The following is a 24,605-nucleotide window of genomic DNA, read 5'->3' as shown; positions in this document are numbered from 1 at the left end:
CTCGTGCTAAATTTGGAGGCAGTTTGTTTTGTCATTGGCTTAGGCAGGCAATGCTAGCCTCCATATCATCGGTACAGAGTTTAAAATTTTGTTTTTTATTAGTAAATTTAAAAACTTTCATTCGCTCACAAGAATTGACTACTAAATTTTGACTTCGCTTACAGCTTAGCTCAAAATTTAGAGCCGAAATTGCTCGCTCATGAAATTTTAAAATTTACAAATCACTAAACCTGTGTGAAGCACAGCAATCTCTAACGTGCGAGGGGTTTAGGGGATTTAAAAAAATGATAATTTTATTTCGGAGAGAAATTTGAAACGAAGTGAGATTGAAAAATATGTAAAAGAGAAATTTGATATTTTAGGTGAGCAAATTTTCCCAAAATATCCAAAATTTAGCGTCTTTCGTCACAAGAAAAACAAGAAGTGGTTTGCGCTACTTATGCATTTAAACGCTAGCAAGCTTGGTCTTGAAAGTGATGAGATGATAGAGGTTTTAAATCTAAAATGTAGCCCAGATCTAGCCATGGTGCTAGTTGATGAGCGGCAAATTTTTAAAGCATATCACATGAATAAAAAGCACTGGATAAGCGTAAATTTAAACTCCAAAATCTCGCAAAAAACCGTTTTTGACCTGATAGATGAAAGCTTTAGCTTAAGCAAATAAAAGCCATTTTTCAGCCTTAAATTTAGTAGTTTTTGTTAAAATCACGAAAAACTTAAGGATAAAATTTGCAAGAGCTAAACAACGAGATCAAAAAAGTCCATTTCATAGGCATCGGTGGCATCGGCATCTCAGCCATCGCTAGATTTTTACACGAAAAAGGCCACAAGATAAGCGGCAGCGACATCAAAGAGAGCAAGACGACGCTTGAACTAAAAGATGAAGGTATCGAGGTCATCACGCCACACTGCAAAGAGGCGATAAAAGACCAAGACTTTGTGGTCTATTCAGCTGCGATAAAAGAGGACAATATCGAGCTAGTGGAGGCTAGAAGAAAGGGCATAAAGTGCTTTTCAAGAAAAGAAATTTTGCCCTATGTGCTTGAAGATAAGTGCGTCTTTGCAGTAGCTGGCGCGCACGGCAAAAGTACTACTTCAGCGATGCTAGCAAGCCTAATAGAAGGCTCAGTCATCATTGGCGCCATCTCAAAGCAGTTTGGCTCAAATATGCGCTACGCCAAAAGCGATAACGTCGTATTTGAGGCTGATGAGAGCGACTCTAGCTTTCTAAACTCAAACCCATATCTAGCTATCGTAACAAACGCAGAGCCAGAGCACATGGAGCACTACGATTATGATCTAGCTAAATTTTACGCAGCCTACAAGGGCTTTTTGGAGCGCGCAAAGGTTAGAGTGATAAACGCTGAGGACGAGTTTTTGAGCACGCTTAAGCTTGATGCGATCAGGCTTTATCCAAGCAGTGATATCACCGAGCTTACGATGGTTGTAAGAGACTATCAGCCATACACCAGCTTTAACCTTAAAAATTTAGGCAAATTTGAAGCCTTTGGCATGGGCGAGCACATCGCCATAGACGCATCTTTGGCTATTCTAGCTGCGATGCACGAGACGCCACTAAAAGACATAAGAGAAAATTTATCAAATTTTAAAGGTATCAAAAAACGTTTTGACATACTTAGTGCAAACAAAAATTTTGTCCTTATTGACGACTATGCGCACCATCCAACCGAGATAAAAGCGACGCTAAAATCAGTCTTTGAATACGCAAAAATTTTAGGTATAAAGAGCGTCACAGCGATATTTCAACCACACCGCTACACAAGGCTTAGCACAAATTTACCTGGCTTTAAAGAGTGCTTTAAGGGCGTTGATGAGCTTGTCATCTTGCCAGTTTATGCAGCCGGAGAAAATCCGATCGAAGTTGATATGAAGAGCGAATTTAGCGAGTATAACCCGATCTTTACAGACAAGGTCGAGAGGGTTGAAGAGGGGATAGAATTTACAGATGAATTTGGCGTGAAAAACCGCCTAAGCGACGGCATCGTAGTTGGCTTTGGAGCGGGCGATATCAGCGTGCAACTAAGAGGCGGCTACTAATGGATCTAAGCACTTTTAAGCCTCAAGATGAAAATGAAATTTTAAAAGAGATAAAAGAAAAAGAGCTAAGCGAGGATGAAATTTCTAGCCTTATAAATTTAGGCAAAAAAGATATTTTAATAGCCCTTGCAAGGTCACAAAAGCTAAGTAGTGTTCAGATAAAAGATATGCTGCCAAATGCCCCGTATCTAGCCGTTTGCTTGCTGGTTGAAAAGCAAGATATCAGCGAAGTTAGAGTGGAAATTTTAGAAAAGATCAAGCCTCATCCTGAGCTTTACAAGGAGCTCATCGCAAAATATAAAGGGGTAAAATGGTAAGAAATTTGATAATAATCGCCGGCGTGATGCTACTTTTTGGAGCGATCTGGGCGATAAAAGATGAAAAGATCAGCAAAAGCATCAAAGCAGCCGTGAGTGCGGTGCTTGTAGCGGTCCTTGTTTGTGTATATTTTTATGAAGAGAATTTATCAAAAAGCGAGGACACCATCTCAAAGCTAGTGACCGACTTTAAGCAGGGTAAAACACTAAAATGTGGCGAATACAACGTGAGCGCTGAGAAATTTAACTACGAATTTGGCACGGCGTCTTTTTTGCCAAAGCGAGAATTTAGCGAGCTTTCAGGCGTCATCGTACCTATAAAAAGTTGCGAGCAATGACTGAAGAGATATTTTTAAAGCTAGATCTAGGCGAGTATCTGGATAAATTTAACTCCTTTTTAGCAAGGCAAAAACCGCTATTTTTACAAGGTGACAGCAAAATCCACTTTGAAAACATTAGCGAGCTTTCAAAGTATGATTTTAAGGCACCTGATGAGATAAAAGAGCTTGATGACGCGCTTATGAGACTTAGCAAGCAAGCAGTGCTTCACATCAGCGAAATTTACGAGTTTGCAAAGATCATTAAGTATTTTTCATATCTAAAAAAGCAAAAATTTGAAGGCAGGCTTGGCGAGTGGATCGCAAAGGTTGAAATCCCTGAAGCGATGAGCCAGATGGCAAACAGTTTTGATGAAAACGGCGAGTTTAGTGACAGCGTGGATGAGAGATTTGCTGCGATAAAGCAGGCCTTTAGCGAGAAAAAGCGCCAGATCGACGCTGAGCTTAAAAAACTCATCTATTCAAAGCACATCACGCTCTATCTTGTAGATACCCAGACGCACTACATCAACTCGCAAGAGGCACTTTTGGTGCGTGGCGGCTTTAATCACGCCCTAAAAGGCACCGTGATCGCTAGAAGCTCAGGCGGCTACTTCTACGTCGCACCTGCAAGCACCGAGCGCCTAAAAAAGGAGCAAAGCGAGCTACTTGATAGAAAAGAGGAGATCATTTTTGAGCACTGCAAGAAATTTAGCCTGCAGATGAGCAAGAGCCTTCTTTTTTTGAAATTTATAAATAACGCTTTTGATCAGTTTGACGCGTATCAAGCGCGTGTAAATTTGGCTAGATCACGTGACTATGAGTTTGTTTTGCCAAACAGCTCGCACGTTATCAAGCTTGAGAAATTTGCTCACCCAGCGCTAAAAAATCCAAAGAGCGTGAGTGTGGATTTTAGTAAAAAGGTGCTTCTCATTACTGGCGTAAATGCTGGTGGTAAATCAATGCTTTTAAAATCAATCATCTCAGCCACGCTGCTTGCAAAGTATCTGCTGCCTATGCGTATCGACGCAAACCGCTCAACGATCGGCTCTTTTAAAGAATTTGACGCGATCATAGAAGATCCGCAAAGCGTGAAAAACGACATCTCGACCTTTGCTGGCAGGATGGTGCATTTTGCAAAGCTTTTTACTAAAAAATCGATCATCATAGGCATCGACGAGATCGAGCTTGGCACCGACTTTGAGGAGGCTGCGAGCTTGTATGGCGTCATGATAGAGCGTCTCATCACTCAAGATATCAAAATGATCATCACGACCCACCACAAGCGCCTTGCGATGTTGCTAGCTAAGAACCCAGAGGTTGAGCTAGTGGCGGCACTTTACGACGAGGCGGCTCAAAGGCCTAAATTTGAGTTTTTAAAGGGCACGATCGGCAAGTCTTACGCCTTTGAAACGGCGGCAAGATATGGCATATCTCAAAATTTAGTGGCGCAGGCAAAGAAAATTTATGGCGAAGATAAAGAGAATTTAAACGAGATCATCACAAAGACGCTAAATTTACAAACCAAGCTTGATGAGGGGATAAAAGAGGTCACGTCAAAAGAGGAGCGGCTGGAGCGCTTGCTTGAGGAGCAAAAAGAGCTAAAAGAGAAAAATGAGATCAGGCTAAATGCGACTATTTCGCGCCTTGAAAAAGAGTATTATGAAGCGATAAATGCGGCAAAAGCTGTTATAAATTTCAAGGACATTAAAGACAAGCAAAGAGCGCTAAATGTGGCAAATGAGAAAAAAGCTGCCATCGTTAAGCCCAAAAAAACTGAGCGAGAGAGCCTAAAAGTAGGCGATAGAGTGAAGTATGAAAATATAAAAGGCACGGTTTTAAGCATCTCTAAAAATGACGCGATGATCGAGTCAAATGGCATAAATTTGCGCGTGCCACTCGAGCTTTTAAGAAAAAATGGCAACGAAGTGGCAGTGGCGCCGCCTAAAAAAAGCAGCGTTAGCCTAAATGTTGATAAGCCAAAAACGGCCTCACTCTCGCTTGATCTACACGGCATGAGAGCTGACGAGGCGATAGCTAAGCTTGATAAATTTATCTCAGATAGTCTTGTTATGGGATTTGACGAGGTTAGCGTATTTCACGGTATCGGCACTGGCAAGCTCGCCTTTGCTGTTAAAAATTTCTTAAAAGAGCATCCAAGCGTGAAAGAATTTCACGATGCACCGGCAAATCAAGGCGGATACGGTGCAAAGATCGTTAAGCTTTGAGCTAAATTTTTAATTAAAAAATGAAAGAAATTTTTTATTTAGCTTGGATATAATCCAGTAGAAAAATTTAAATTTAAGAAAGGAAGTTTAAACTTTATGCCAGGTGACGAATCGCAAAAAAAGCACTTTAGTACGGTAAAAATAGTCGCTTTGGTCGTGGTTTTGCTTTTTGCTTTCTTTGTAACTGAAAATTTAATCGTCTATTCGTATAAATACAATAACGCACTCTCTACAAACAACTTTGGCCTCAAAAAAAAGACTGAGTATCTAACAGATCAATATGTGAATTACTTTAAAAATATAAGTAAATTTAGTGTCTTAGATTTTCAAAATTACATAAGCAATGCCGCCTTTGGTGATGTCTTTTTGCTAAAAGAAAATGGTAAAAATGGCTTTAAGATAGAGGCATCGTCAGACAAAAACCTCGTAAATAAAGACTACGAAGACAAGAGCTGTGGCGACATCTACTCACATGATTTTCAAAAGGATTATTTTTGGGCTGAAATTTTGCCAGAAAACAGCGCCAAAGTATGTATGTTTGTCGCAGTAAATGAATATATTTTAGGCTTTAAAGCGCATATCGATCAAAGGATAACTGGCACTAGCGATGAATTTTATTTTCAGTGGCTGATGAAAAACATGGCTGTCACTTTGATCTTAAGCTCGATTGGTCTATTTTTAGGGCTTGCGGTCTGTCTTTGGTTTGTATTTAAGTATCTAAACATCAAATTTGACTATCTAAAAGTAAAAGAAGAGAGCACTACTAAGATCGCCCAGCTACAAGAGAAGCTATATATCGATCCGATGACTGGACTTTTTAACAAGGCAGCACTCATAAAAGATGTGAGCGAGTATAAATATCCAAAAGTGATACTTATGGATATAGATGATTTTGGCAAGATGAACGACTACTACGGCAAATACGTGTGCGACCAGATACTAAAACAGATGGCAAATCTCATCAAAGAATTTGCAAAAAATGAGAATATGAAGGCTTATTGTATCGAGGCGGACAGATTTGCTTTGGTCGAAGATAATAACGACTTTATCGACAGATACGAAGAGCTTGCTGAAAATTTACTAGATATCTTTAAAGGCAGGATGCTTAGCATAAAAGATGAAAATGGCGTAGAGGTCGATGATATAGAAATTCACAACACCATAGGCTTTGCGCTTGATAGCGACCAGACTTTAAGAAAGGCAACCATCGCGTTAAAATCAGCTAAGACGCTTGATAAAGACTATGTTTGCTACTTTAAAGGGCTAAGTCAAAAAGATGAATACGCAAATCAGATCGAGCGCTCAAAGCTTATCCAAAACGCTACGATAAATGACAACATTGTGCCGTATTTTCAGCCGATATTTGACGAGAAAAAGATCCCTATAAAATATGAATGCTTAATAAGAATTTTAGACCGCGACGACGTCATCTCGCCAAGTGTGTTTTTGGATATCTCAAAGCGTATCAAGCGTTACGCAGACCTTGAAAAACAGCTCATTAAGAAGTGTTTTGACCACTTGATAGAGGACCCAAATTTGGTTCTTTCTATAAATTTAAGCAGCCGAGATATGATAGATGGCGACGTTAGCGCACTTGTTTTAAATTTACTAAACAAGCACAATGTCGCTGGCAGGATAGTTTTTGAGATAGTCGAAGACGAGGAGCTAAAGAGCGCTGAGCGCGTCTCAGTCTTTGTTGAGCGTGCAAAGAGCATGGGCGCTATGATAGCGATCGACGACTTTGGCTCTGGCTACTCAAATTTCTCTTACATCATAAAGATCAAGCCAGACTACGTGAAGATCGATGGCTCTATCATCAAAGATATCGATATCAATAAAGACTCATACGCCATCGCAAGCGCGATCGTGGCATTTGCAAAGGATCTTGGCATAAAAACGATCGCGGAGTATGTTCATTCTAAAGAAATCTTTAACGTCTGTAAGGAGATAGGCATCGACGAATTCCAGGGATTTTACTTGGGACTTCCTTCTAAAAAGGCGTTTTAGTGGTAGTTGGTTTTTTAAAAGAGCTTTTAAGCTTTTGCTCTATCACGCCAGATGATGCTGGGAGTTTGGAGTTTATCGCTAAATTTTTGCCTGATTTTGAGGCTAAATTTATAGAAAAAAACGGCACAAAAAATCTCATACTTTCTAAAATTTATGGAGACGGCGAACATCTAGCCTTTGCAGGACACGTTGATGTCGTGCCGCCAGGTGATGGCTGGGAGAGCGAGCCATTTACACCACTAGAAAAAGATGGCTACATCTACGCAAGGGGCGCGCAGGATATGAAAAGCGGCGTGGCTGCCTTTGTTTGTGCGTGCAAAGAGGCTAAATTTGATGGCAGGTTAAGCCTCATCTTAACAAGTGACGAAGAGGGCGATGGCACTTACGGCACACCTTTGGCACTTGAGTATCTGCGTGAGATAGGGGATCTACCCAAATTTTGCGTCGTGGCTGAGCCAACTTGTGATAAGAAATTTGGTGATAGTATAAAGGTCGGCAGACGTGGCTCGATAAATGGCAAGATCGTGATAAAGGGCGTTCAAGGTCACGTGGCATACCCAGAAAAATGTGTAAATCCAGTAAATTTAATAGCTCCACTATTAAGCAAGATAGCTGACCACGATATGGACGGAGGGAGCGAGTTTTTTAGCCCAAGTAAGATCGTGGTGACGGACATTCGTGGTGGCATGCAGGTTTGCAACGTCACGCCAAGCGAGCTTAGCATAATGTTTAACGTTAGAAACTCAAATTTAACCGATGTAAATGACGTTGAGAGCTATCTTAGAAGCGTTTTAGATGGGCTTAGTTACGAGCTTAGCATAAAGCAAAGCTCGAAGAGATTTTTAACCAACAAAGATAGCAAAATCGTAAGAAATTTAATGGCATCTGTCACAAAGATCACAGGTGCTGCACCACTTTTAAATACAAAGGGCGGCACAAGCGATGCAAGGCACTTTGCTGAATTTGGTGTAGATGCGATAGAATTTGGCGTCATAAACGACCGCATACACGCCAAAAACGAACGAGTTAGCGTTGATGAAATAAATAAACTTTATGAAGTTTTTAAAGACCTGATAGAAAATTTTTACTAATCTCATTTGTCATCAAATAGTTAAATTTAATCGTCTTTTCTGGCTTTTCTAAGATAAATTTAAAAAACAGCTACATTTTACCTGAGAGCGAAACTGCTTCATTATATAGACCGCGCTTATTACCGCAACCACCGCTAAAATGGTGATCGTTATTATTAGAAGCGCCTGTTTGTCAGGATTTGAGTCTAGAAAGTAGCCAACTCCAAGCAAAACAGCACACCAAACCCTAGCATTAAGCGTGGTAAATAGGCAAGAACTAAAAATATTCATCTTAGCAAGCCCAACTGGCAGGCTGATATACTACGAATTTTAGAGATAAGGCGCGAGTTATACCTACAAATTTGCCGTATTTTAGATGATCCCACGCCCAAAAAAGTAGCAAATACACTGCAAAGGCGATAGGACTTTTGCTACCAATTATTGCTATTTTACTTTTGATAGCACTTATTAAAACTTGGCGAAAATGGCGCATTTTGCAAAGAAGTAAATTTTGCTCAGTGGGAGCTATCAGTAAAATTTTCGAGCGTGACTTTTGATGTTTTATGGCATCTCTCTATTATCATCTGCGCAAGCATCACAAATTTAGTGCTAAATCAATACAAATTTGACTTTGAAGTTTAGCTCTTTTTGTTTTAGGCATGGGCGCAGGTGCTGCTATAAGTCATAACTTTATCTTAGCAAGCTCAGGAGCTGGCATCACACTTTTTGCTCCTTAAGCTGTAGTAGCCCTTACATCTACGCTATTTACATTGGATTTTTCACTAAAAATCGTAATTAAATTTGACTGCTTTTGCAGGTTTTTGCTTATAAATTTTAAATTTAAATTTTAGAGAAATTTAGCCACCAAAGTGGCTAAATTTGAAGTTATCTTAGGATTTGAATTTTTGCTTTTGCGCGGAGTTTTTCGAAGTAATCACTCATTAATTTTTCTTGCTCGCCTTGGTAAAGCTCGTTTATAACGTTATCTTTTACATCAGCAAAGCTTGGTGTATATGAGCCGATCTTCTCTTTTACTAAAAACATATCAAAGCTATCAGGTCCTTGCAAAGGCTGTGTGTAGTCGCCATTATTTGTGCTTGAGATGATCGCAGCAAGTCTTGGATCTATGCTTTGATAGTCCAAACTCACCTCTTGTGTTTGCACGCCGTCTAGTAGCTTTGGACTTGTCTTTTGAGCTTCAAGCAGATCAGGGTCTTTTGCTCTATAAACTACGACTCTAGCGGTGCTAAAGACCTTAAATTTATCAGGATTAGCGTCAAAATACGCCTTTGCTTTTTGCTCATTTATATTTTTGCCAGCCTCAGCAGCTATGCTTTTATAAAGCTTTTCTTGAAGCATCTTGTGCTCTAAGTTGTTTTTAAAGTCCAAAAAGTCCATGCCTTGAGCTTGGATAGAGCTTCTAAATTGCGAATTTGTCATACCATTTTGCTTTGCGATCGCTTCGATCCTGTCGTTTAACTCAAAAGGTGTCACGCTTAAATTTAAGTTTTTTATCTGTGCATCTTCAAGCCTATCTCTGATAAGCAAATTTAAAGCGTCCTGCTCTGTTGTTTTTAGCTGTTCCTTCAAACTATAAACCTCGTAAAGCGTGATAGGCTCGTTCTCCACGATAGCTGCGATGCCGTTTATCATCTGAGCTGAATATAAATTTAAGGCACTTAACACGCCAGCAGCCAAAAAGAGCAATTTTTTCATAATGAAACCTTTATTTAAGTATTTAGTAAATATAATTTTGGGCAATTATAACATAAAAATAAGGCACAAAATGATAGTTACTAGATTTGCTCCGTCGCCTACTGGATACCTACATATAGGCGGACTTAGGACAGCTCTTTATAATTATTTATACGCAAGAGCTAACAATGGAAAATTTCTGCTCCGCATCGAAGATACTGACTTAAAACGAAACTCAGAAGAGGCCACGCAAGCCATAAAAGAGGCATTTGCTTGGTGCAAGCTAGATCACGACGGCGAAGTGACCTATCAGTCAAAGAGATTTGATCTTTATAAAGAGTACGTTAAAAAGCTGCTTGATGAGGGCAAAGCCTACAAATGCTACATGAGCAAAGAGGAGCTTGAGGAGCTTAGAGCTAGCCAAGAGGCTAGAAAAGAGCGCCCAAAATATGATAATAGATATAGAGATTTTACTGGCACGCCTCCAGCTGGTATCGAGCCAGTCATCCGTATAAAAGCCCCGCTTAGCGGCGAGATCGTCATACATGACGGCATCAAGGGCGAGGTTAAATTTAAGGTTGAAGATATCTTAGATGACTTCATCATCGCAAGAAGCGACGGCACACCGACATATAACTTCACAGTTGTGATAGACGATGCACTAATGGGCGTAACAGACGTTATCCGCGGCGATGATCACCTCTCAAATACCCCAAAACAGATCGTTCTTTACGAGGCGCTTGGCTTTAAGGTGCCAAAATTTTATCACGTTGCTATGATAAACGGAGAGGACGGCAAAAAGCTTAGCAAAAGGCATGGTGCGACTGACGTTATGGAGTATAAAAAGATGGGCTACTTGCCTGAAGCACTCTTAAATTTTCTCGTTCGTCTTGGCTGGAGTCACGGCGATGATGAGATTTTTACTATCGAGGATATGCTTAAATACTTCAATCCAAACGATATCAACAAAAGCTCAAGCACCTATAACGCTCAAAAGCTTGACTGGCTAAATTCTCACTATATAAAAACTTTGCCTTACGAGAGGCTAGCGCATGATATGCTTGAATTTGGCGTGGATTTTAAGGCTTTGGTAAAGGGTGAGCTACTGCTAAATTCTCTCCGTGAGAGGTCAAAGACACTAATTGAGATGGCAAACAGCGCAAATGCGATCATTAACGCTCCAAAAAGCTACGACGAGAAAGCTTGGGCTAAATTTATAAATGAAAATAGCAAAGAAATTTTGGCGAAATTTGCTCAAATTTTAGACCGTGACCTTGACGCAAAGGGCTATGAGGAGCTAACTAATAAATTTTTAGAGCAAAATGGCTTAAAACTAAAAGACCTAGCTCAGGCCCTAAGGATAGCGCTAACTGGCTCAAGCGTGAGCCCAAGTATATTTGAGGTGCTTGAAGTAGTAGGCAGCAACGAGATCAAAAACAGAATACAAAATTTATTAAAGGAAGAGAAATGACACATGTAACTAAAGAAGAGGCGCTAAACTACCACATAGGCGGTAAGATCGAGATCAGAGTAAAGACACCTTGCGAGACTTCAAGAGACCTTTCAATGGCCTATACACCAGGCGTTGCTGAGCCATGCCGTGAGATAAATACAGACACTGAACTAGCTTATAAATATACAAATAAAGCAAATTTAGTAGCTGTCATCACCGATGGCACGGCTGTTCTTGGACTTGGCGACATCGGTGCTATCGCTGGTAAGCCAGTTATGGAGGGCAAGGCGGTGCTATTTAAGAAATTTGCAAACGTTGATGCCTTTGACATCGAGCTAGACGAGCATGATCCTGATAAGATCGTTGAGATTTGCAAAGCTCTAGCTCCTACATTTGGTGGTATAAATTTAGAAGATATCCGCGCTCCAAAGTGCTTTGAGATCGAAAGAAAGCTTCAAGAAGCAGTCGATATCCCAGTCATGCACGACGATCAGCACGGCACAGCGATGATAACAAGCGCTGGCATTATAAATGCGATGGAAATTTCTGGCAAAGATATATCTAAGATAAAGATCGTAGTTAGCGGCGCTGGTGCAGCTGGCATCGCTTGCGCAAAGATGTATAAAGCACTTGGCGCAAAACACATCGTGATGATAGATAGCAAAGGCGTTATCCACTCAAAAAGAACAGACCTAACTCCAGAGAAGGTTGAATTTGCGCTTGAGACCGAGGATAGGACTTTGGCTGATGCGATGAAAGGCGCTGATATGTTTTTAGGTCTTTCTAAGCCTGGTGTTGTGACAAAAGAGATGGTTGCGTCGATGAACAAAGAGCCTATCATCTTCGCTTTGGCAAACCCAGTGCCTGAAATTTTCCCAGAGGACGTCGTAGCTGTAAGAGATGACGTTATGATGGGCACAGGCAGAAGCGACTATCCTAACCAAGTAAATAACGTTTTGGGCTTTCCATTTATCTTTAGAGGCGCGCTTGATGTTAGGGCTAAAAAGATCACTGAAAATATGAAAATGGCTGCAGCTAAAGCACTTGCACAGCTTGCAAAAGAGCCAGTGCCAGCTGAAGTTTTAAAAGCAAGTGGTGTTAGCGAGCTAAAATTTGGCAAAGAGTACATCATCCCAAAACCATTTGACAAGCGCGTGCTAACAGCGGTCGCTCCAGCAGTTGCAAAAGCCGCAGTTGAAGATGGCGTAGCGAGAGTAAAAGAGTTTGATGTTGAGGCTTACAAAGCTAAACTTGCAAAAGGTTTTTAATCAAATTTAGCCCAAATTTTGGGCTAAATTCTCCTCTTGGCATTTTGTAAAAGACAAACCTTGTAAAAACAGTAAATTTAAGGACAAAAAATGCAAAACGTGAAGCTCATCTCACACCCATTGATCGAGCATAAATTAACAATCTTACGTGATAAAAACACCCAGCCTTTTCAGTTTCGCATGCTAGTTGATGAGATCAGCTACCTTATGATCTTTGAGGCGACTAGAAATTTAAAGGTAAAAGATGTCAAAGTCCAAACACCAGTTGCGGTGGCAGACGCAAAAAGGCTAACTACAAAGGTGATGATATGCCCTATCTTAAGGGCTGCTCTTGGTATGCTTGATAGCGTCTTTACCATCATACCAGATGCGAGTGTGGGATTTTTGGGCTTTCAACGAAACGAAGAGACAGCGCAGGCTGAGTTTTTCTACGCAAAGCTTCCAAAAGACGCAAAAGAGCGCATGGCGATCATCATAGACCCTATGTTTGCGACCGGCGGCACGGCGATAGACGCGGTTAAGTTCTTGCGTGAAAAGGGTGTTAAAGAGATCAAATTTATCTCTATCATCGCCGCACCTGAGGGGCTAAAGAGATTTAGCGAAATTTACCCAGACGTCGAGGTCTATACGGCTTCAATCGATGAGAAACTAAACGAGAAAAACTATATCGTTCCAGGTCTTGGTGATGCTGGCGATAGAGTTTTTAACACACTTTAAGGGCTAAATTTGAACAAAAGACTTTTGCCAGCTCTAGTCGCCTTTGTCATTGCTATCATCATCGGTACTTTCTTTTTTTCAAAAGAGGGCGGCGAGGCAAATAAAAACGCTCAAATTTTACTTGAGCAGCTAAACAAAGAGGGACAAAAGAGCCAGAGCCTCGCAGAAAACGGCTCATACATCTCAAAAGATGAGGTCGCACTTTATATCTATAAATTTAACAAGTTACCAAAGAATTTCATAACTAAAAAAGAGGCACTTGAACTTGGCTGGGACGCAAAAAGCGGAAATTTATGGCAGATAAGCGGCGGCAAAAGCATCGGTGGAGATAGATTTTCTAATAGAGAAAAGAGGCTGCCTGAGGCTGATGGTAGAAAGTGGTTTGAGTGCGATGTAAATTACAATGGTGGCAGGCGCGGCGCTGAGAGAATTTTATATTCAAACGACGGGCTTATCTACTACACGCCCGATCACTACGAGCATTTTTACCTGCTTTATGAGAAGAGGATGCAATGAAAAGCGTGATCTTAGATGCCAAAAAGATGGTCGAAAAAGAGAAGATGCATGAGTATTTGGCGAAGAAATTTGACCTACCAGAACACTACGGCAAAAATTTAGACGCACTCTTTGACTGCCTTTGCGAGATAAATGAGCCAACGCTTATAAAGCTAAAAAATGAAAGTGCTTTGGATAATGGCACAAAAGAGAGCTTAACCCAGCTATTTCGTGATGTTTGCAGTGAAAACGCGCTAGTTAAATTTGAGCTTGTAAAAGATGAAAAATGATATTTGGAAAGATTGATTATCTAAATTTACTCCCATTTCACGTTTTTTTAAAATCAGCCCCACTAAGCTCTCAGATAAAAAAGGCGATCGAGTTTAAAAAGGGCGTGCCAAGCAAGCTAAACAGAGCCCTAAACGCCAGAAAGATCGACGCTGCGGTGATCTCAAGCATAGCCAGCAAAAAGGCAAATTTAAAGAAGCTAAATTTTGGGATAGTCGCCAAAAAAGATGTCAAAAGCGTGCTTGTGCGCAAAAACTCAGCTCCAAAGCCAGATCCTGCCTCAGCTAGCTCAAACGCCCTAGCCAAGGTGCTTGGTCTAAATGGCGAGGTGATCATAGGCGACAGGGCGCTAAAGGCATACTTAAGCGAGGGCAAAGAGTGCTTTTACGACCTTGGTCAAATTTGGCACGAACAGACAAATTTGCCATTTGTTTTTGGTAGATTTTCTTACGTAAAAAATGGTTCGTTTTACAAAAGGCTAGTCGCAAAATTTTTGCAAAAAAACGTAAAGATCCCAAACTATATCTTAGCCCAGTATGCTAAAAGCCGTGACATAAGCGAGCAAGATATCAAGTGGTATCTTAAATTTATAAGCTACAAGATCGGTCCAAAAGAGCAAAAATCACTCCGAAAATTTTTTAAAGAACATAGGTTTTTAAGAGAGGTAAAGTAGTAATAAGACTAGGTAAATTTGCTAGCATCATTTTTTATTATATTTGACATTATAAATGGCGAAGATAACGAGGCTCGATACGCTATTTAATAAATTTTAAATATATTTTTAAATTTTAAGCTAGTATTAACTTTAGCGTGAAATTTATGTTATAAAGATTTACTACAATTACACACAAAGCAAATCATTTTTGTTATTCCTTTTACTGATTGAGGCCTTGGTTTTTGCCAAGGCTTTTTCTAAATTTTATAAGCTTTATGAGTAGAGTTTATAAAATTTATCTAAAGGAGATGTTATGAAAAAGACTTTGAGTTGTGTTGCACTAGCCTCTGTGCTTTGCTCGAGCGCTTTTGCGATAGGCGGTCCAAGCGGAGCTAAACTTGACTACGCTATCACTGGGCAGATCGGCGAAGTAGTGGTAAATCCATACGACACAGCGCCACTTACAGCAGTTATCAAAAATGGCGGCTACACACTAAGCAACGCTAAGGTCACTATCGTGCCGAAGCAAGGCGGTCAGGTGATAAGCTACAAAGTGGCTGACAAGCATCTTCGCACACATGGCGGCATCCCAGTTTTTGGCATGTATCCTGACTATCAAAACACCGTTGAGGTCGAGTATGACAAGAGCTACAAGGGCAAGACTGAGCATATAAAAGAGAGCTATAAAATTTACGCCCCAGCTATCTACCTAGAGAGTGCTGGCACGCCAAATCAAAAGGGCGCACTATTTGACAAGATCGAGGTTACTAAGCCAGCAAGCGCTAAATTTGCAAACCGCCTCTACTATGTAAATAACTTTGTAAATAAAACAGGCAAGGGCACAAAAGTCGTTTGGAACAACCCAGCTGGCGGTGCGATCGAGTGGAACTACAGCCCAAATAACTTCATCCTTGATACAAAAGGCGAGGTTAGATGGTACCTTGAGCCAAGCAAAATTTACGACCTAAAACAGCCATTTCACGCTGGCGTTATGATGGGTTTTAAGCAAAATGACGACGGCGCGATGACTTGGGGATACGGCCAAAGATACGCAAAATACGACATCATGGGTAGAGAAATTTTCAACCGCGAGCTACCAGCTAGCTACAACGACTTCTCTCACTCAATGGACGTAGCACAAAACGGACACTACTTCTTGCGTGTGGCAAATGCCGACTACAAAAGGGCTGATGGCAAAAACGTAAGAACAGTGCGCGACGTCATCGTTGAGCTTGACCGCGACGGCAACGTAGTTGATGACTTTAGACTATATGAAATCCTCGACCCTTACCGCGATATCGTGCTAAAAACACTTGATCAAGGCGCAGTTTGCTTAAACATCGACGCTAAAAAAGCAGGCCACACAGCAAGCTCTGATGAGCTTCAGTCTATGGATACGCACGATAAATGGGGCGACATAGTTGGCGCTGGTCCAGGACGCAACTGGGCACACGTAAATAGCGTGGATTACGACCCAAGCGATGATAGCATCATCATCTCAAGCCGCCACCAAGATGCAGTTATCAAGATCGGCCGTGATAAACAAGTAAAATGGATCATGGGAGCTCACAAGGGCTGGAGCGATAAATTTAAAGATAAGCTTCTTCAGCCAGTCGATAGCAAAGGCAACAAGATAGTCTGCGAAGATGAGTACTCAAAATGCCCAGGATACGAGAGCGACAAAGGTGGCTTTGACTGGCAATGGACGCAGCACACGGCATTTAGGATAGATAGCAAGTCTAAAAAAGGCGAAATTTATCTAAGTGTCTTTGACAACGGCGACACAAGGGGCATGGAGCAACCAGCCATCGCTGGCATGAAGTACTCTCGTGCGGTCGTTTATAAGATCGATGAGAACAAAAAGACCGTTGAGCAGATCTGGGAGTACGGCAAAGAGCGTGGCAAAGAGTGGTATAGCTCAGTTACTAGCCTTACGCAGTATCAAGATGACCTTGATAGCGTGATGGTCTATTCAGCTGTTGCTGGCATGCAGTTTGACATCGCAAAAGGTCGCCCAGTAGGACTTCCTAGCCCACACATCGATGAGTTTGAGTGGGGCGCAAAAGAGCCTAGCATCGAGATAAAGATGACAAATGCTATGGGCTATCAAGCGTTTCCGTTTAGCTTGCAAAAAGCGTTTGAGAAATAAATTTTTTCCTCCTTTGCTTCGGCAAGGGAGGGCTTTTTAGTTTTGTGTGATCTTAAAATTTAGTTGGTATTTTGCTCTTTTAAAATAACCTTTGCATTTTTCTCTCTTTTACAAAACTCTAGAAAATTTAATCCATTTTTTGTATCGTCATTTAGTCCGATACATCCAAAACCTCTCTCATCATGCGGATAAAGCGCTAAATTTAGGCTTGGAAAGATGAAAAAGCACCACTCGTTTAAGGAGTATGTATAGAGCATGAGTAGTTTAGCTAGATCTTTGATCTCATCAAATCTCAAAGCATCTATCCTAAGGCAGATGGCAGGCAGTAAAATCTCACTATTTAAACCAAGATCAAAGTGCTCATTTGGCTCTTGCAAGATGCCTAACTTTTTAAATTTATCGTGCAAAGTTTTTACTTCAAGCGTTCCATCGCTCAAGTTAGTATCGTCGTAGTTTAAGGCGCTTATGACAAATGCTTCATTTTTAAATTTATTAAAATATTTATCAAATAGCTTTAGTGCGGTATCTATGCCAGAAGCCCAGTTTTCATCCTCTATCTCAAAAAAGCCTATCCAGTTTTTAGAGTGGCTAAAGGAGTTAAAATTTATATCGCTAAGCTTTAGGGCCTTATTTATCAAGCTTGATGATTTATCCATTTTGATTTTAAACGATACGGTCTTGCAAGCCTTATAAACTCAAAGCCTCTCGCATAGAAATTTCTATCTTTTTCTCATCGAGGCTGCCATTATAAAATAAATTTAACGCCAAGACCGCTTGGTACAAGAGCATATCAGCTCCGTCTTTGCATGCTAAATTTTGCCTTTTTGCCTCTTTTAAAAATGGCGTTTGCTTGCCGTAAATAACATCAAATGCAAATTTAGCGCTTTTTAAAATGCCATCTAAAATCTCTTTTGGTGCTGGCAAAAGGTCATCTTTTAGCCCTGCTGAGGTCGAATTTACCACTAGATCAAATTTATGCTCTTTATAATCATCCCAGCTAAAGCACTCATAGTGATCTTTAAATTTATCAAGTCTTGCCTTGCTTCTATTTAGTATGCAAACATCTATGTTTTGCGATCTAAGTGCGTAGGCTAGGGCATTTGCGGTGCCTCCAGCTCCAAGGATGATGGCGCTTTTTGCCTCTTTGAAATTTGATATCGCTTTTAAAAAACCAGGTGCGTCAGTGTTGTAGGCATAAATTTTCTCATTTTTTAGCACTAAAGTGTTTGCAGAGCCTATTTTTTGGGCTGCCTCTGAGGCGTCGTCGGCTAAATTTAGAGCAAATTCTTTATGTGGGAGTGTGACATTTGCACCGTTTAGTTTTAGGGATTTAAATTTATTGATTAGCTCATTGCCATCTTTTAGCAAGACCCTTGTGTAAAGGGCATCAAGAGCTAGATCGGCAATGGCTTTGTTGTGTAGTCTTGGAGATACCGAGTGAGCTATCGGATCTCCAAAAACTGCGAAGGTTTTCATTTTGCTCTAAAGACAAAAGCGTCTTTATTGACATCTTTTCTTATGTCATTTACAGCTTTTTGTAGCCCTTTTTCATCAAATGGACCAACTAAAATTTTAGTTAGCTCGCCAGCTTTTATAGTCTTGTAGCTATAGCCTTTGGCTGCTATTTTTTTCATATAGTCGGCATTTGGGTTAAATTTACTAGTCGCAAATACTTGAACATAAGAGCCTTTTGCGACGCTCTCAGCCTTTGCTGGAGCTTCAGCTTTTTTCTCTACTTTTTCTGCTTTTGCAGGAGTTTCAGCCTTTTTCTCTACCTTTGTTTCAGCTTTTTTCTCGGGCTTAGTTTCAGCTTTTTTCTCTGTTTTTACCTCAGTTTTGGCTGGCTTTGCTTCAGGCTTTTTATCTGCTTTAGCTTCGCTTTTTGTTTCAGCTTTTTTAGCTGGAGCCTCTACCTTTGTCTCAGCTTTTTTAGGTGCTTCAGCTGGATGCTCGACAGCTTTTACTACCTCTTTTGGCTCTTCAGTTTTAAGAGCTGATTTTGCACCTTCTTTATCTTTTAGCTTTTTGATCATATCTTCAAAATCATCTTGTTGCTTGTTTTCAGGCACGATAGGCACTTGCTCGAAAAGTTGTGTATCGCCTTTTTTAACATCTGAATTTGTGTCTTGTGCAGGTACCTGCGTATCGACTGGCTGCTCTGCTGGCACTGGAGGCAGAACTAGTCTTGAGTCAGCTTCATTTTGTGCTTGTGTTGAGTCGCTTGAGTTTATAAGCTTCATGGCTACGATGATGATTAAAAAAAGTATAACAAGAGCTGCTATAAACATAAGAAGTTTCTTTAGTTTTGCACCCTTTGCCTCATCATCTTTTTCTAAAAGTATATCTTTTAACTCTTCGTTTTCCATTATTTCTCCTTACATATATTTTGACCAACTTGCCCCACGCTCTTTTTGATAGAGGTTATATGGCAAAGTTAGAATGTTAAATTCTTTTGGCATATCTTGATTAGGGAACATTCTCCACTCTTTGGCTAACTTTTGTGAGAGCTTTGCGCTTAGCATATTTGCAAGCGTGCAAGCCTCATTTAGTGTAGTGTGACCTTTATGCACATAAAGGTGCAAATGTCCCGGCGTCTTGGTCTCGTAGGCTGTGAAATTTATAAAGCCTTCTTCTCTTAAAAGAAGCTGAGCTCTATGCCAAAACCTATCTGGAGTTCTGCCGTTGTAGTCAAAGACTATATTTTCGACCTTATCACTTGCATTAATCAGCGAGTGGGCGATTATAGCTTTGCCCTCCTCATGCTCTTTCATGACACTATAAGTCAGTGGTTCGTTGATCTTTTCAAATTTATCAAAGAAAATTTTACCCTTATACTCTATCTTATTGACGATCGTGTCACGTTTGATGTAGTAGTGGGTCGTTATTATCTTTATAAGAGATGTATCAATACTTTGCATCAAAATGTCGCTTTATCGTAGATTATAAATTTATGAGCAAGATCGAGTAGTTCGGCTTTTGTCTTCTCTTGTAAAGATGCGTTGTTTATGTCGCTTAGCACGTCAGCGATCTTGTTTGCTATTAGCTCAAACTCAGCCTCTTTCATACCACGAGCTGTAAGGGCTGGGCTGCCTACACGTATGCCGCTTGTGATAAACGGGCTTCTTGTCTCACCTGGGACTGTGTTTTTATTTACAGTTATGCCAGCATTTCCAAGAGCGATGTCTGCGTCTTTTCCGCTAAATTCGCGGTTTAAAAAGCTCATTAGGATTAGGTGGTTATCAGTGCCGCCACTTACTAGATCAAAGCCTCTGCTTATTAGCACTTCGCCAAGTTTCTTAGCGTTTGCTTTTACTTGTTTGGCGTAAATTTTCCACTCAGGACTAAGGTTGTGCTTAAAGCCAACTGCCTTTGCGGCGATGACATGAACTAGTGGGCCGCCTTGGATGCCTGGGAATATAGAAGAGTTTATCTTTTTAGCATACTCTTCGTTGTTTGTCATGATGATGCCACCTCTTGGGCCTCTTAGAGTTTTATGCGTAGTTGAGCTTACGACGTCGCAGTGCGGGAAAGGATTTTGATGCTCACCGGCTACTACAAGACCAGCGATGTGAGCAACGTCTGCAAAGAGTATCGCGCCAACAGCATCAGCTATCTCTCTAAATTTCTTAAACTCGATCTCTCTTGTGTATGCGCTTGCGCCACAAACGATCATTTTTGGTTTTACTATCTTTGCGATATCCATAACTCTATCGTAGTTTATGCGACCATCAAGCTCGACGCCATAAAAGAAGCTCTCATACATCTTGCCAGAGCTGCTTACCTTTGCGCCGTGAGTTAGGTGTCCGCCGTGGCTTAGATCCATACCTAAAATTTTATCGCCTGGATTAAGCAAAGCACCATAAACGCCTTGGTTTGCCTGAGAGCCTGAGTTTGGTTGAACGTTTGCAAATTCGCATCCAAAGAGCTCTTTACATCTATCGATCGCGATTTGCTCGATCTCATCGACAAATTCACAACCACCATAGTATCTTTTGCCAGGGTAGCCTTCAGCGTATTTGTTTGTTAGGATTGAGCCCATCACCTCCATAACATCTGGATAAGTGAAATTTTCACTAGCGATCATCTCTAGGTGGTCGCACTGGCGTTTTAGCTCTAAATTTACTAGGTCAAAAATTTCTTTATCGTAGCTTTGCAAACTCATTTTTCATTCTCCTTTGTCTCAGTTTTTAGTGGTCTCATCGCTGGGAAGAGAACAACGTCGCGGATTGATTTTTTATCTGTTAGAAGCATCACAAGTCTATCTATGCCTATGCCCTCGCCTGCAACTGGTGGCATGCCGTATCCTAGGGCTTTTACATAGTCTTCATCCATCTCGTGCGCCTCGTCATCGCCTGCGTTTTTAGCATCGATTTGCGCTTTAAAGCGGTTGTATTGATCGATTGGATCATTTAGCTCGTTAAAGCCATTTGCTAGCTCACGACCAGCGATAAATAGCTCAAATCTCTCTGCCACATCAGGATTTGTATCGCTTCTTCTTGAAAGTGGGCTTATAGAGATCGGATAGTCGATGACAAAAGTTGGGTGGATGAGCTTGCTCTCTACGTAGTTGTCAAAGAGTTCAGCCTGTAAGTGGCCAAGGTCGAGCTTTTCGTTTGCTTCAAAGCCATCAGCCCTTAGTTTTGCTAAAATTTTAGCCTTATCGCTTACGATATCTTCAGCAAGTCCGCCTATCTCAACTAAGGCTTTTTTATAGCTTATGCGTTTAAATGGCTTGCTAAAATCAATCTCCATACCATCAAAATTTATCACTTTCTCCATGCCAAGTTTTTCTAAAATGACATTAAACAGATCCTCTGTGATGCCCATTAGATCGTGGTAGTTGTGATATGCCCAGTAAAACTCTATGCTTGTAAATTCAGGGTTATGGGTTAGATCCATACCCTCGTTTCTAAAGTTTCTATTCATCTCATAAACAGCTTCAAAACCGCCAACTACAAGACGTTTTAGATATAGCTCGGGAGCGATTCTTAGGTATCTCTCAACTCCAAGGGCGTTGTGAAATGTCACAAATGGTTTTGCATTTGCGCCGCCAGCTATTGGGTGCAGCATCGGAGTTTCAACCTCTAAAAAGCCCTTTTCTTCAAAAAATCTTCTAATCGTGCTAATGATCACCGAGCGCTTTTTAAAATCAGCCCTAACTTCAGGGTTCATTATCATATCAAGGTATCTTTGGCGGTATCTTGTCTCAACATCAACTAGCCCGTGGTACTTCTCTGGAAGCGGACTGATCGATTTTGTAGCTAAGCTAAGCTCATTTACATGCATTGAAAATTCGCCAGTTCTTGTTATAAAAGCGTAGCCTCTAACATAGACGATGTCGCCTATTTCTACATATTTTTTAACGATTTTAAACCACTCTGGATCAAGCGTCTTGTTGCTAAAATAAATTTGTAAATTTCCATTTTCGTCTTCGATGTTTGCAAAGACCGCTTTACCAGCGTCACGGATCAGCTTTATCCTGCCTGCAAGACCAACTAGCTGCCCCTCTGCTTTTTTCTCTTCAGTATCTTTTATATAGTTAAATTTAAGTCTAAATTTAGAGATATTCATATCTCTTCTAAGAAAATGTGGATATGGATTTATGCCTAAATTTCTAAGCTCATCTATGCTTTCTAATCTTTGAATTTCATGTTGGTTGTCAAATATCACCTTACTTTCCCTTTATATTATTTTTTGAACATTTTTCGCAAATTCCATAAAGCTGCATCATGTGACCAGTTAGTTTAAAGCCATGCTCTTTTGCGATACTTATTTGCCTTTTTTCTATCATAGGATCTTCAAATTCTATGATAAGACCGCACTTTCTGCATATCATGTGGTCGTGGTGTGGCTTTGTGGCAAGCTCAAATTTCTTGCCTTGTGAGCCAAAGCTGATAGATGTTACCATCTCTGATTCTTCTAGTAAATTTAGCGTCCTATAAACAGTTGCGATGCCGATATTTAGCTCAGGATAGGTCTCTTTTATGAAAAGATATAGCCTCTCTGGCGTAAAGTGCTCGTCGTTGTTATAAAGCGTTTTTAGTAAAATTTCACGCTGTTTTGTATATTTTAAACCGTTGTCGCGAAGAACTCTTTTAAATTTCTCAAGCAAGGCATCATATTCTAAATTTTCTATCATTTTTCTTCCCCTTTAGTGACGTTTGTGTTGGTGTTTGTGCTCGCATTTGCATCCATTGAGATGAATGCATCACTCTTGTTTGTATCCTTTGGTCTTACTACCATCTCATCTAGCTCATTTTTGATGTTTTTCACATCGATATTTGTTATCCATCTACCAGTTTCAAGCAGGAGCGGATAGACCTTGCTATTTGTGAAGTATGGCTCGATCATTTTATTTAGCGAAGTGCCTGACATTACGGCAACGACTGCTGAAAATGTGAGGAAAATTTTGCCACTTCCCATGACAAATCCGCCAAGCCTGTCTAAAAAGCCAAGTCCGCTTACTGAAACTATCTTTGATAAAAATTTGCCAACTAGCAGACAAACTAGCCAAAAGACTAGCCAAAGTCCGATAAATGCGACAAATTGTAAAAATGAAGGATTTTCAAATTTATAGATATTTTTACTTATGAAGCTCTCAGCTACATCTGAAAATCTACTAGCGACAACTAGGCCACCTATTAGCCCGATAAGCCCAAATGCCTCTTTTATAAGCCCATTTATTATGCCTTTTACACCAAGTATCAGGACAAGGGCGATGACGATAATGTCAAACCAAGTTACTAAATCCATCATACAGTTCCTATTAAATTTTGAAGTTCTTGCTGGCTAGTTGAGTAGGCTAGCGCGTTTTCTTTTGTGATCAAGCCCTCTTTTAGCGCTTTCATCAGGGCTTGAGTCTGTGTGCTCATACCGGTTTGTTGCTGATTTAGCTGCATTTGAGAGTAAATTTGATGCACTTTGTTTTCACGTATCAAGTTTGATATCGCCATATTATTTATCAAAATTTCATGCACAGCGCACCTTCCGCCGCCTATTTTTGGTATCAAACTTTGTGAGATGACAGCAGTTAGCGAAACGCTAAGCATATTTCTTACTTGAAGCTGCTCGCTTCCATCAAAGCTATCAACGATCCTATTTATAGTTTGTATGGCTGAGTTTGTGTGAAGAGTGCCAAAGACTAGGTGTCCAGTCTCAGCTGCCCCTATAGCCGTAGAGACCGTCTCTTTGTCTCTCATCTCGCCAACAAGTATGATATCTGGGTCTTCACGAAGTGCAAATTTTAGTGCTTTTGAGTAAGAGTGCGTGTCGGTGCCAACATTTCTATGTGAAAATAGGGCTTTTTTGTTGTTGTGCACAAACTCGACTGGGTCTTCAACGGTGATGATATGCTTTCTATAATTTAAATTTATCTCATTAAGCATCGCAGCAAGCGTCGTTGATTTACCACTACCTGTTGGTCCAGTAACCAGGATAAGGCCCTTTTCTCGTTTGATGATATATTTAAAAATTTGTGGCGCATTTAGATCATCAAGCGAAGGGATGTCGATAGGTATGATACGAAAAGCTGCGGCTAGATCGCCATTCATCGTGTAGTAGTAGTTGCCACGAAAGCGACCGATATTTGGAAGCTCTATGGCAAAGTCAAGCTCTTTATTATTTTCAAGCTCGCTTTTTTGGGCGTCAGTGATCAGAGCGTAGCATAAATTTTCTATATCTTTGCCGCTTAGCACGCCAAATTCAAGCGGCCTTAAAGTGCCATCTATCCTTATTTGAGGCTCAGACCTCGAGACTAGGTGGAGGTCACTAGCTTTATTGAAAACAACGGTTTTTAGAAGCGTTTGGATGTCACCAGAGAGATTGCTCTCTGATGCTTTGGTTTGGGCATCCGAGCTTTGCGCTCTTAGTTGTTCGATTAGATCCATAT

The 24,605-nt window shown here is 40.6% G+C and carries 25 protein-coding genes; 14 read left to right on the top strand and 11 right to left on the bottom strand.

The window, feature by feature from the left end; translation table 11 throughout:
- Window positions 1-310 precede the first annotated feature (310 nt).
- The 7 genes from G6W41_RS04775 to dapE all read left to right on the top strand — a co-directional run bounded on the left by G6W41_RS04775 (window position 311) and on the right by dapE (window position 8,018).
- A complete protein-coding gene (locus G6W41_RS04775; protein ID WP_194170780.1) occupies window positions 311-664 on the top strand; it encodes an MmcQ/YjbR family DNA-binding protein in 354 nt (117 codons plus the stop codon).
- Window positions 665-750: 86 nt separating this feature from the next.
- Window positions 751-2,058 (top strand): UDP-N-acetylmuramate--L-alanine ligase, encoded by a 1,308-nt coding sequence (gene murC, locus G6W41_RS04770; protein ID WP_194170810.1) that lies wholly within the window; start codon window positions 751-753, stop codon window positions 2,056-2,058.
- The gene (locus G6W41_RS04765; protein WP_149709920.1) at window positions 2,058-2,375 is read left to right on the top strand and encodes a hypothetical protein; all 318 of its coding nucleotides are present in this window, start codon (window positions 2,058-2,060) and stop codon (window positions 2,373-2,375) included. The genes murC and G6W41_RS04765 overlap by 1 nt, the downstream gene beginning before the upstream one ends.
- Window positions 2,369-2,713, top strand: coding sequence for a hypothetical protein (locus G6W41_RS04760; protein ID WP_194170779.1), 345 nt, complete (start codon window positions 2,369-2,371; stop codon window positions 2,711-2,713). The genes G6W41_RS04765 and G6W41_RS04760 overlap by 7 nt, the downstream gene beginning before the upstream one ends.
- Window positions 2,710-4,920: an endonuclease MutS2 gene (locus G6W41_RS04755; RefSeq protein WP_194170778.1), complete on the top strand. Its 2,211-nt coding sequence runs from the start codon at window positions 2,710-2,712 to the stop codon at window positions 4,918-4,920. The genes G6W41_RS04760 and G6W41_RS04755 overlap by 4 nt, the downstream gene beginning before the upstream one ends.
- A 96-nt stretch (window positions 4,921-5,016) precedes the next feature.
- Window positions 5,017-6,927, top strand: a complete 1,911-nt coding sequence (locus G6W41_RS04750; protein ID WP_194170777.1) for an EAL domain-containing protein — start codon at window positions 5,017-5,019, stop codon at window positions 6,925-6,927.
- Entirely contained in the window at window positions 6,927-8,018 is a 1,092-nt protein-coding gene (gene dapE, locus G6W41_RS04745; protein WP_194170776.1) for a succinyl-diaminopimelate desuccinylase, read from the top strand. The genes G6W41_RS04750 and dapE overlap by 1 nt, the downstream gene beginning before the upstream one ends.
- A 48-nt stretch (window positions 8,019-8,066) precedes the next feature.
- Here the strand turns inward: dapE and G6W41_RS04740 are convergent, their stop codons facing one another.
- Window positions 8,067-8,288, bottom strand: a complete 222-nt coding sequence (locus G6W41_RS04740) for a hypothetical protein (RefSeq protein WP_188116271.1) — start codon at window positions 8,286-8,288, stop codon at window positions 8,067-8,069.
- Window positions 8,289-8,882: 594 nt separating this feature from the next.
- Complete coding sequence (locus G6W41_RS04735; RefSeq protein WP_021084537.1) at window positions 8,883-9,713, bottom strand: peptidylprolyl isomerase; 831 nt, start codon at window positions 9,711-9,713, stop codon at window positions 8,883-8,885.
- A 70-nt stretch (window positions 9,714-9,783) separates the two neighbouring features.
- Here G6W41_RS04735 and gltX point away from each other — a divergent pair, with 70 nt between their 5' ends.
- From gltX to G6W41_RS04700, 7 genes are all read left to right on the top strand, one after another.
- Window positions 9,784-11,163, top strand: a complete 1,380-nt coding sequence (gene gltX, locus G6W41_RS04730; protein ID WP_012140345.1) for a glutamate--tRNA ligase — start codon at window positions 9,784-9,786, stop codon at window positions 11,161-11,163.
- Window positions 11,160-12,413, top strand: coding sequence for a malic enzyme-like NAD(P)-binding protein (locus tag G6W41_RS04725; RefSeq protein ID WP_194170775.1), 1,254 nt, complete (start codon window positions 11,160-11,162; stop codon window positions 12,411-12,413). Before gltX ends, G6W41_RS04725 begins: the two co-directional genes overlap by 4 nt.
- Before the next feature lie 90 nt (window positions 12,414-12,503).
- A complete protein-coding gene (gene upp, locus G6W41_RS04720; RefSeq protein ID WP_004317747.1) occupies window positions 12,504-13,130 on the top strand; it encodes a uracil phosphoribosyltransferase in 627 nt (208 codons plus the stop codon).
- 9 nt (window positions 13,131-13,139) lie between these two features.
- Entirely contained in the window at window positions 13,140-13,646 is a 507-nt protein-coding gene (locus tag G6W41_RS04715) for a ribonuclease domain-containing protein (RefSeq protein WP_194170774.1), read from the top strand.
- On the top strand, window positions 13,643-13,915 hold the full coding sequence (locus G6W41_RS04710) for a barstar family protein (RefSeq protein WP_194170773.1): 273 nt from the start codon (window positions 13,643-13,645) through the stop codon (window positions 13,913-13,915). Before G6W41_RS04715 ends, G6W41_RS04710 begins: the two co-directional genes overlap by 4 nt.
- Complete coding sequence (locus G6W41_RS04705; RefSeq protein ID WP_194170772.1) at window positions 13,912-14,586, top strand: MqnA/MqnD/SBP family protein; 675 nt, start codon at window positions 13,912-13,914, stop codon at window positions 14,584-14,586. The genes G6W41_RS04710 and G6W41_RS04705 overlap by 4 nt, the downstream gene beginning before the upstream one ends.
- A gap of 295 nt (window positions 14,587-14,881) precedes the next feature.
- Window positions 14,882-16,717 carry an aryl-sulfate sulfotransferase gene (locus tag G6W41_RS04700; RefSeq protein ID WP_103573127.1) on the top strand — a complete coding sequence of 612 codons (1,836 nt, stop codon included), beginning with the start codon at window positions 14,882-14,884 and terminating at the stop codon, window positions 16,715-16,717.
- Between the two features lie 59 nt (window positions 16,718-16,776).
- Here G6W41_RS04700 and G6W41_RS04695 read toward each other — a convergent pair whose 3' ends face one another.
- Genes G6W41_RS04695 through G6W41_RS04655 form a run of 9 tightly spaced genes read right to left on the bottom strand, consistent with a single transcriptional unit; the run spans window position 16,777 to window position 24,603 of the window.
- Window positions 16,777-17,355: a hypothetical protein gene (locus tag G6W41_RS04695; protein ID WP_194170771.1), complete on the bottom strand. Its 579-nt coding sequence runs from the start codon at window positions 17,353-17,355 to the stop codon at window positions 16,777-16,779.
- A 49-nt stretch (window positions 17,356-17,404) separates the two neighbouring features.
- Window positions 17,405-18,193 (bottom strand): shikimate dehydrogenase, encoded by a 789-nt coding sequence (locus G6W41_RS04690; protein WP_021085045.1) that lies wholly within the window; start codon window positions 18,191-18,193, stop codon window positions 17,405-17,407.
- Window positions 18,190-19,083 (bottom strand): SPOR domain-containing protein, encoded by an 894-nt coding sequence (locus G6W41_RS04685; protein WP_194170770.1) that lies wholly within the window; start codon window positions 19,081-19,083, stop codon window positions 18,190-18,192. Before G6W41_RS04685 ends, G6W41_RS04690 begins: the two co-directional genes overlap by 4 nt.
- A gap of 9 nt (window positions 19,084-19,092) precedes the next feature.
- Window positions 19,093-19,635, bottom strand: coding sequence for a DUF1882 domain-containing protein (locus G6W41_RS04680; RefSeq protein ID WP_002941307.1), 543 nt, complete (start codon window positions 19,633-19,635; stop codon window positions 19,093-19,095).
- Window positions 19,635-20,879, bottom strand: coding sequence for a serine hydroxymethyltransferase (locus G6W41_RS04675; protein ID WP_194170769.1), 1,245 nt, complete (start codon window positions 20,877-20,879; stop codon window positions 19,635-19,637). Before G6W41_RS04675 ends, G6W41_RS04680 begins: the two co-directional genes overlap by 1 nt.
- Window positions 20,876-22,384 (bottom strand): lysine--tRNA ligase, encoded by a 1,509-nt coding sequence (lysS, locus tag G6W41_RS04670; protein WP_322621693.1) that lies wholly within the window; start codon window positions 22,382-22,384, stop codon window positions 20,876-20,878. The genes G6W41_RS04675 and lysS overlap by 4 nt, the downstream gene beginning before the upstream one ends.
- A 4-nt stretch (window positions 22,385-22,388) precedes the next feature.
- Window positions 22,389-22,856 (bottom strand): Fur family transcriptional regulator, encoded by a 468-nt coding sequence (locus G6W41_RS04665; RefSeq protein ID WP_002941362.1) that lies wholly within the window; start codon window positions 22,854-22,856, stop codon window positions 22,389-22,391.
- Window positions 22,853-23,470 carry a CvpA family protein gene (locus tag G6W41_RS04660; protein ID WP_194170809.1) on the bottom strand — a complete coding sequence of 206 codons (618 nt, stop codon included), beginning with the start codon at window positions 23,468-23,470 and terminating at the stop codon, window positions 22,853-22,855. The genes G6W41_RS04665 and G6W41_RS04660 overlap by 4 nt, the downstream gene beginning before the upstream one ends.
- Complete coding sequence (locus G6W41_RS04655) at window positions 23,470-24,603, bottom strand: type IV pilus twitching motility protein PilT (protein WP_196779811.1); 1,134 nt, start codon at window positions 24,601-24,603, stop codon at window positions 23,470-23,472. The genes G6W41_RS04660 and G6W41_RS04655 overlap by 1 nt, the downstream gene beginning before the upstream one ends.
- Between the last annotated feature and the right edge of the window lie 2 nt (window positions 24,604-24,605).

The organism is Campylobacter concisus (assembly GCF_015230035.1).
GTDB classification, from domain to species: domain Bacteria; phylum Campylobacterota; class Campylobacteria; order Campylobacterales; family Campylobacteraceae; genus Campylobacter_A; species Campylobacter_A concisus_BK.
Note: the sequence above shows the minus strand (reverse complement) of the source record. Positions and strands in the feature narration are given on the sequence as shown.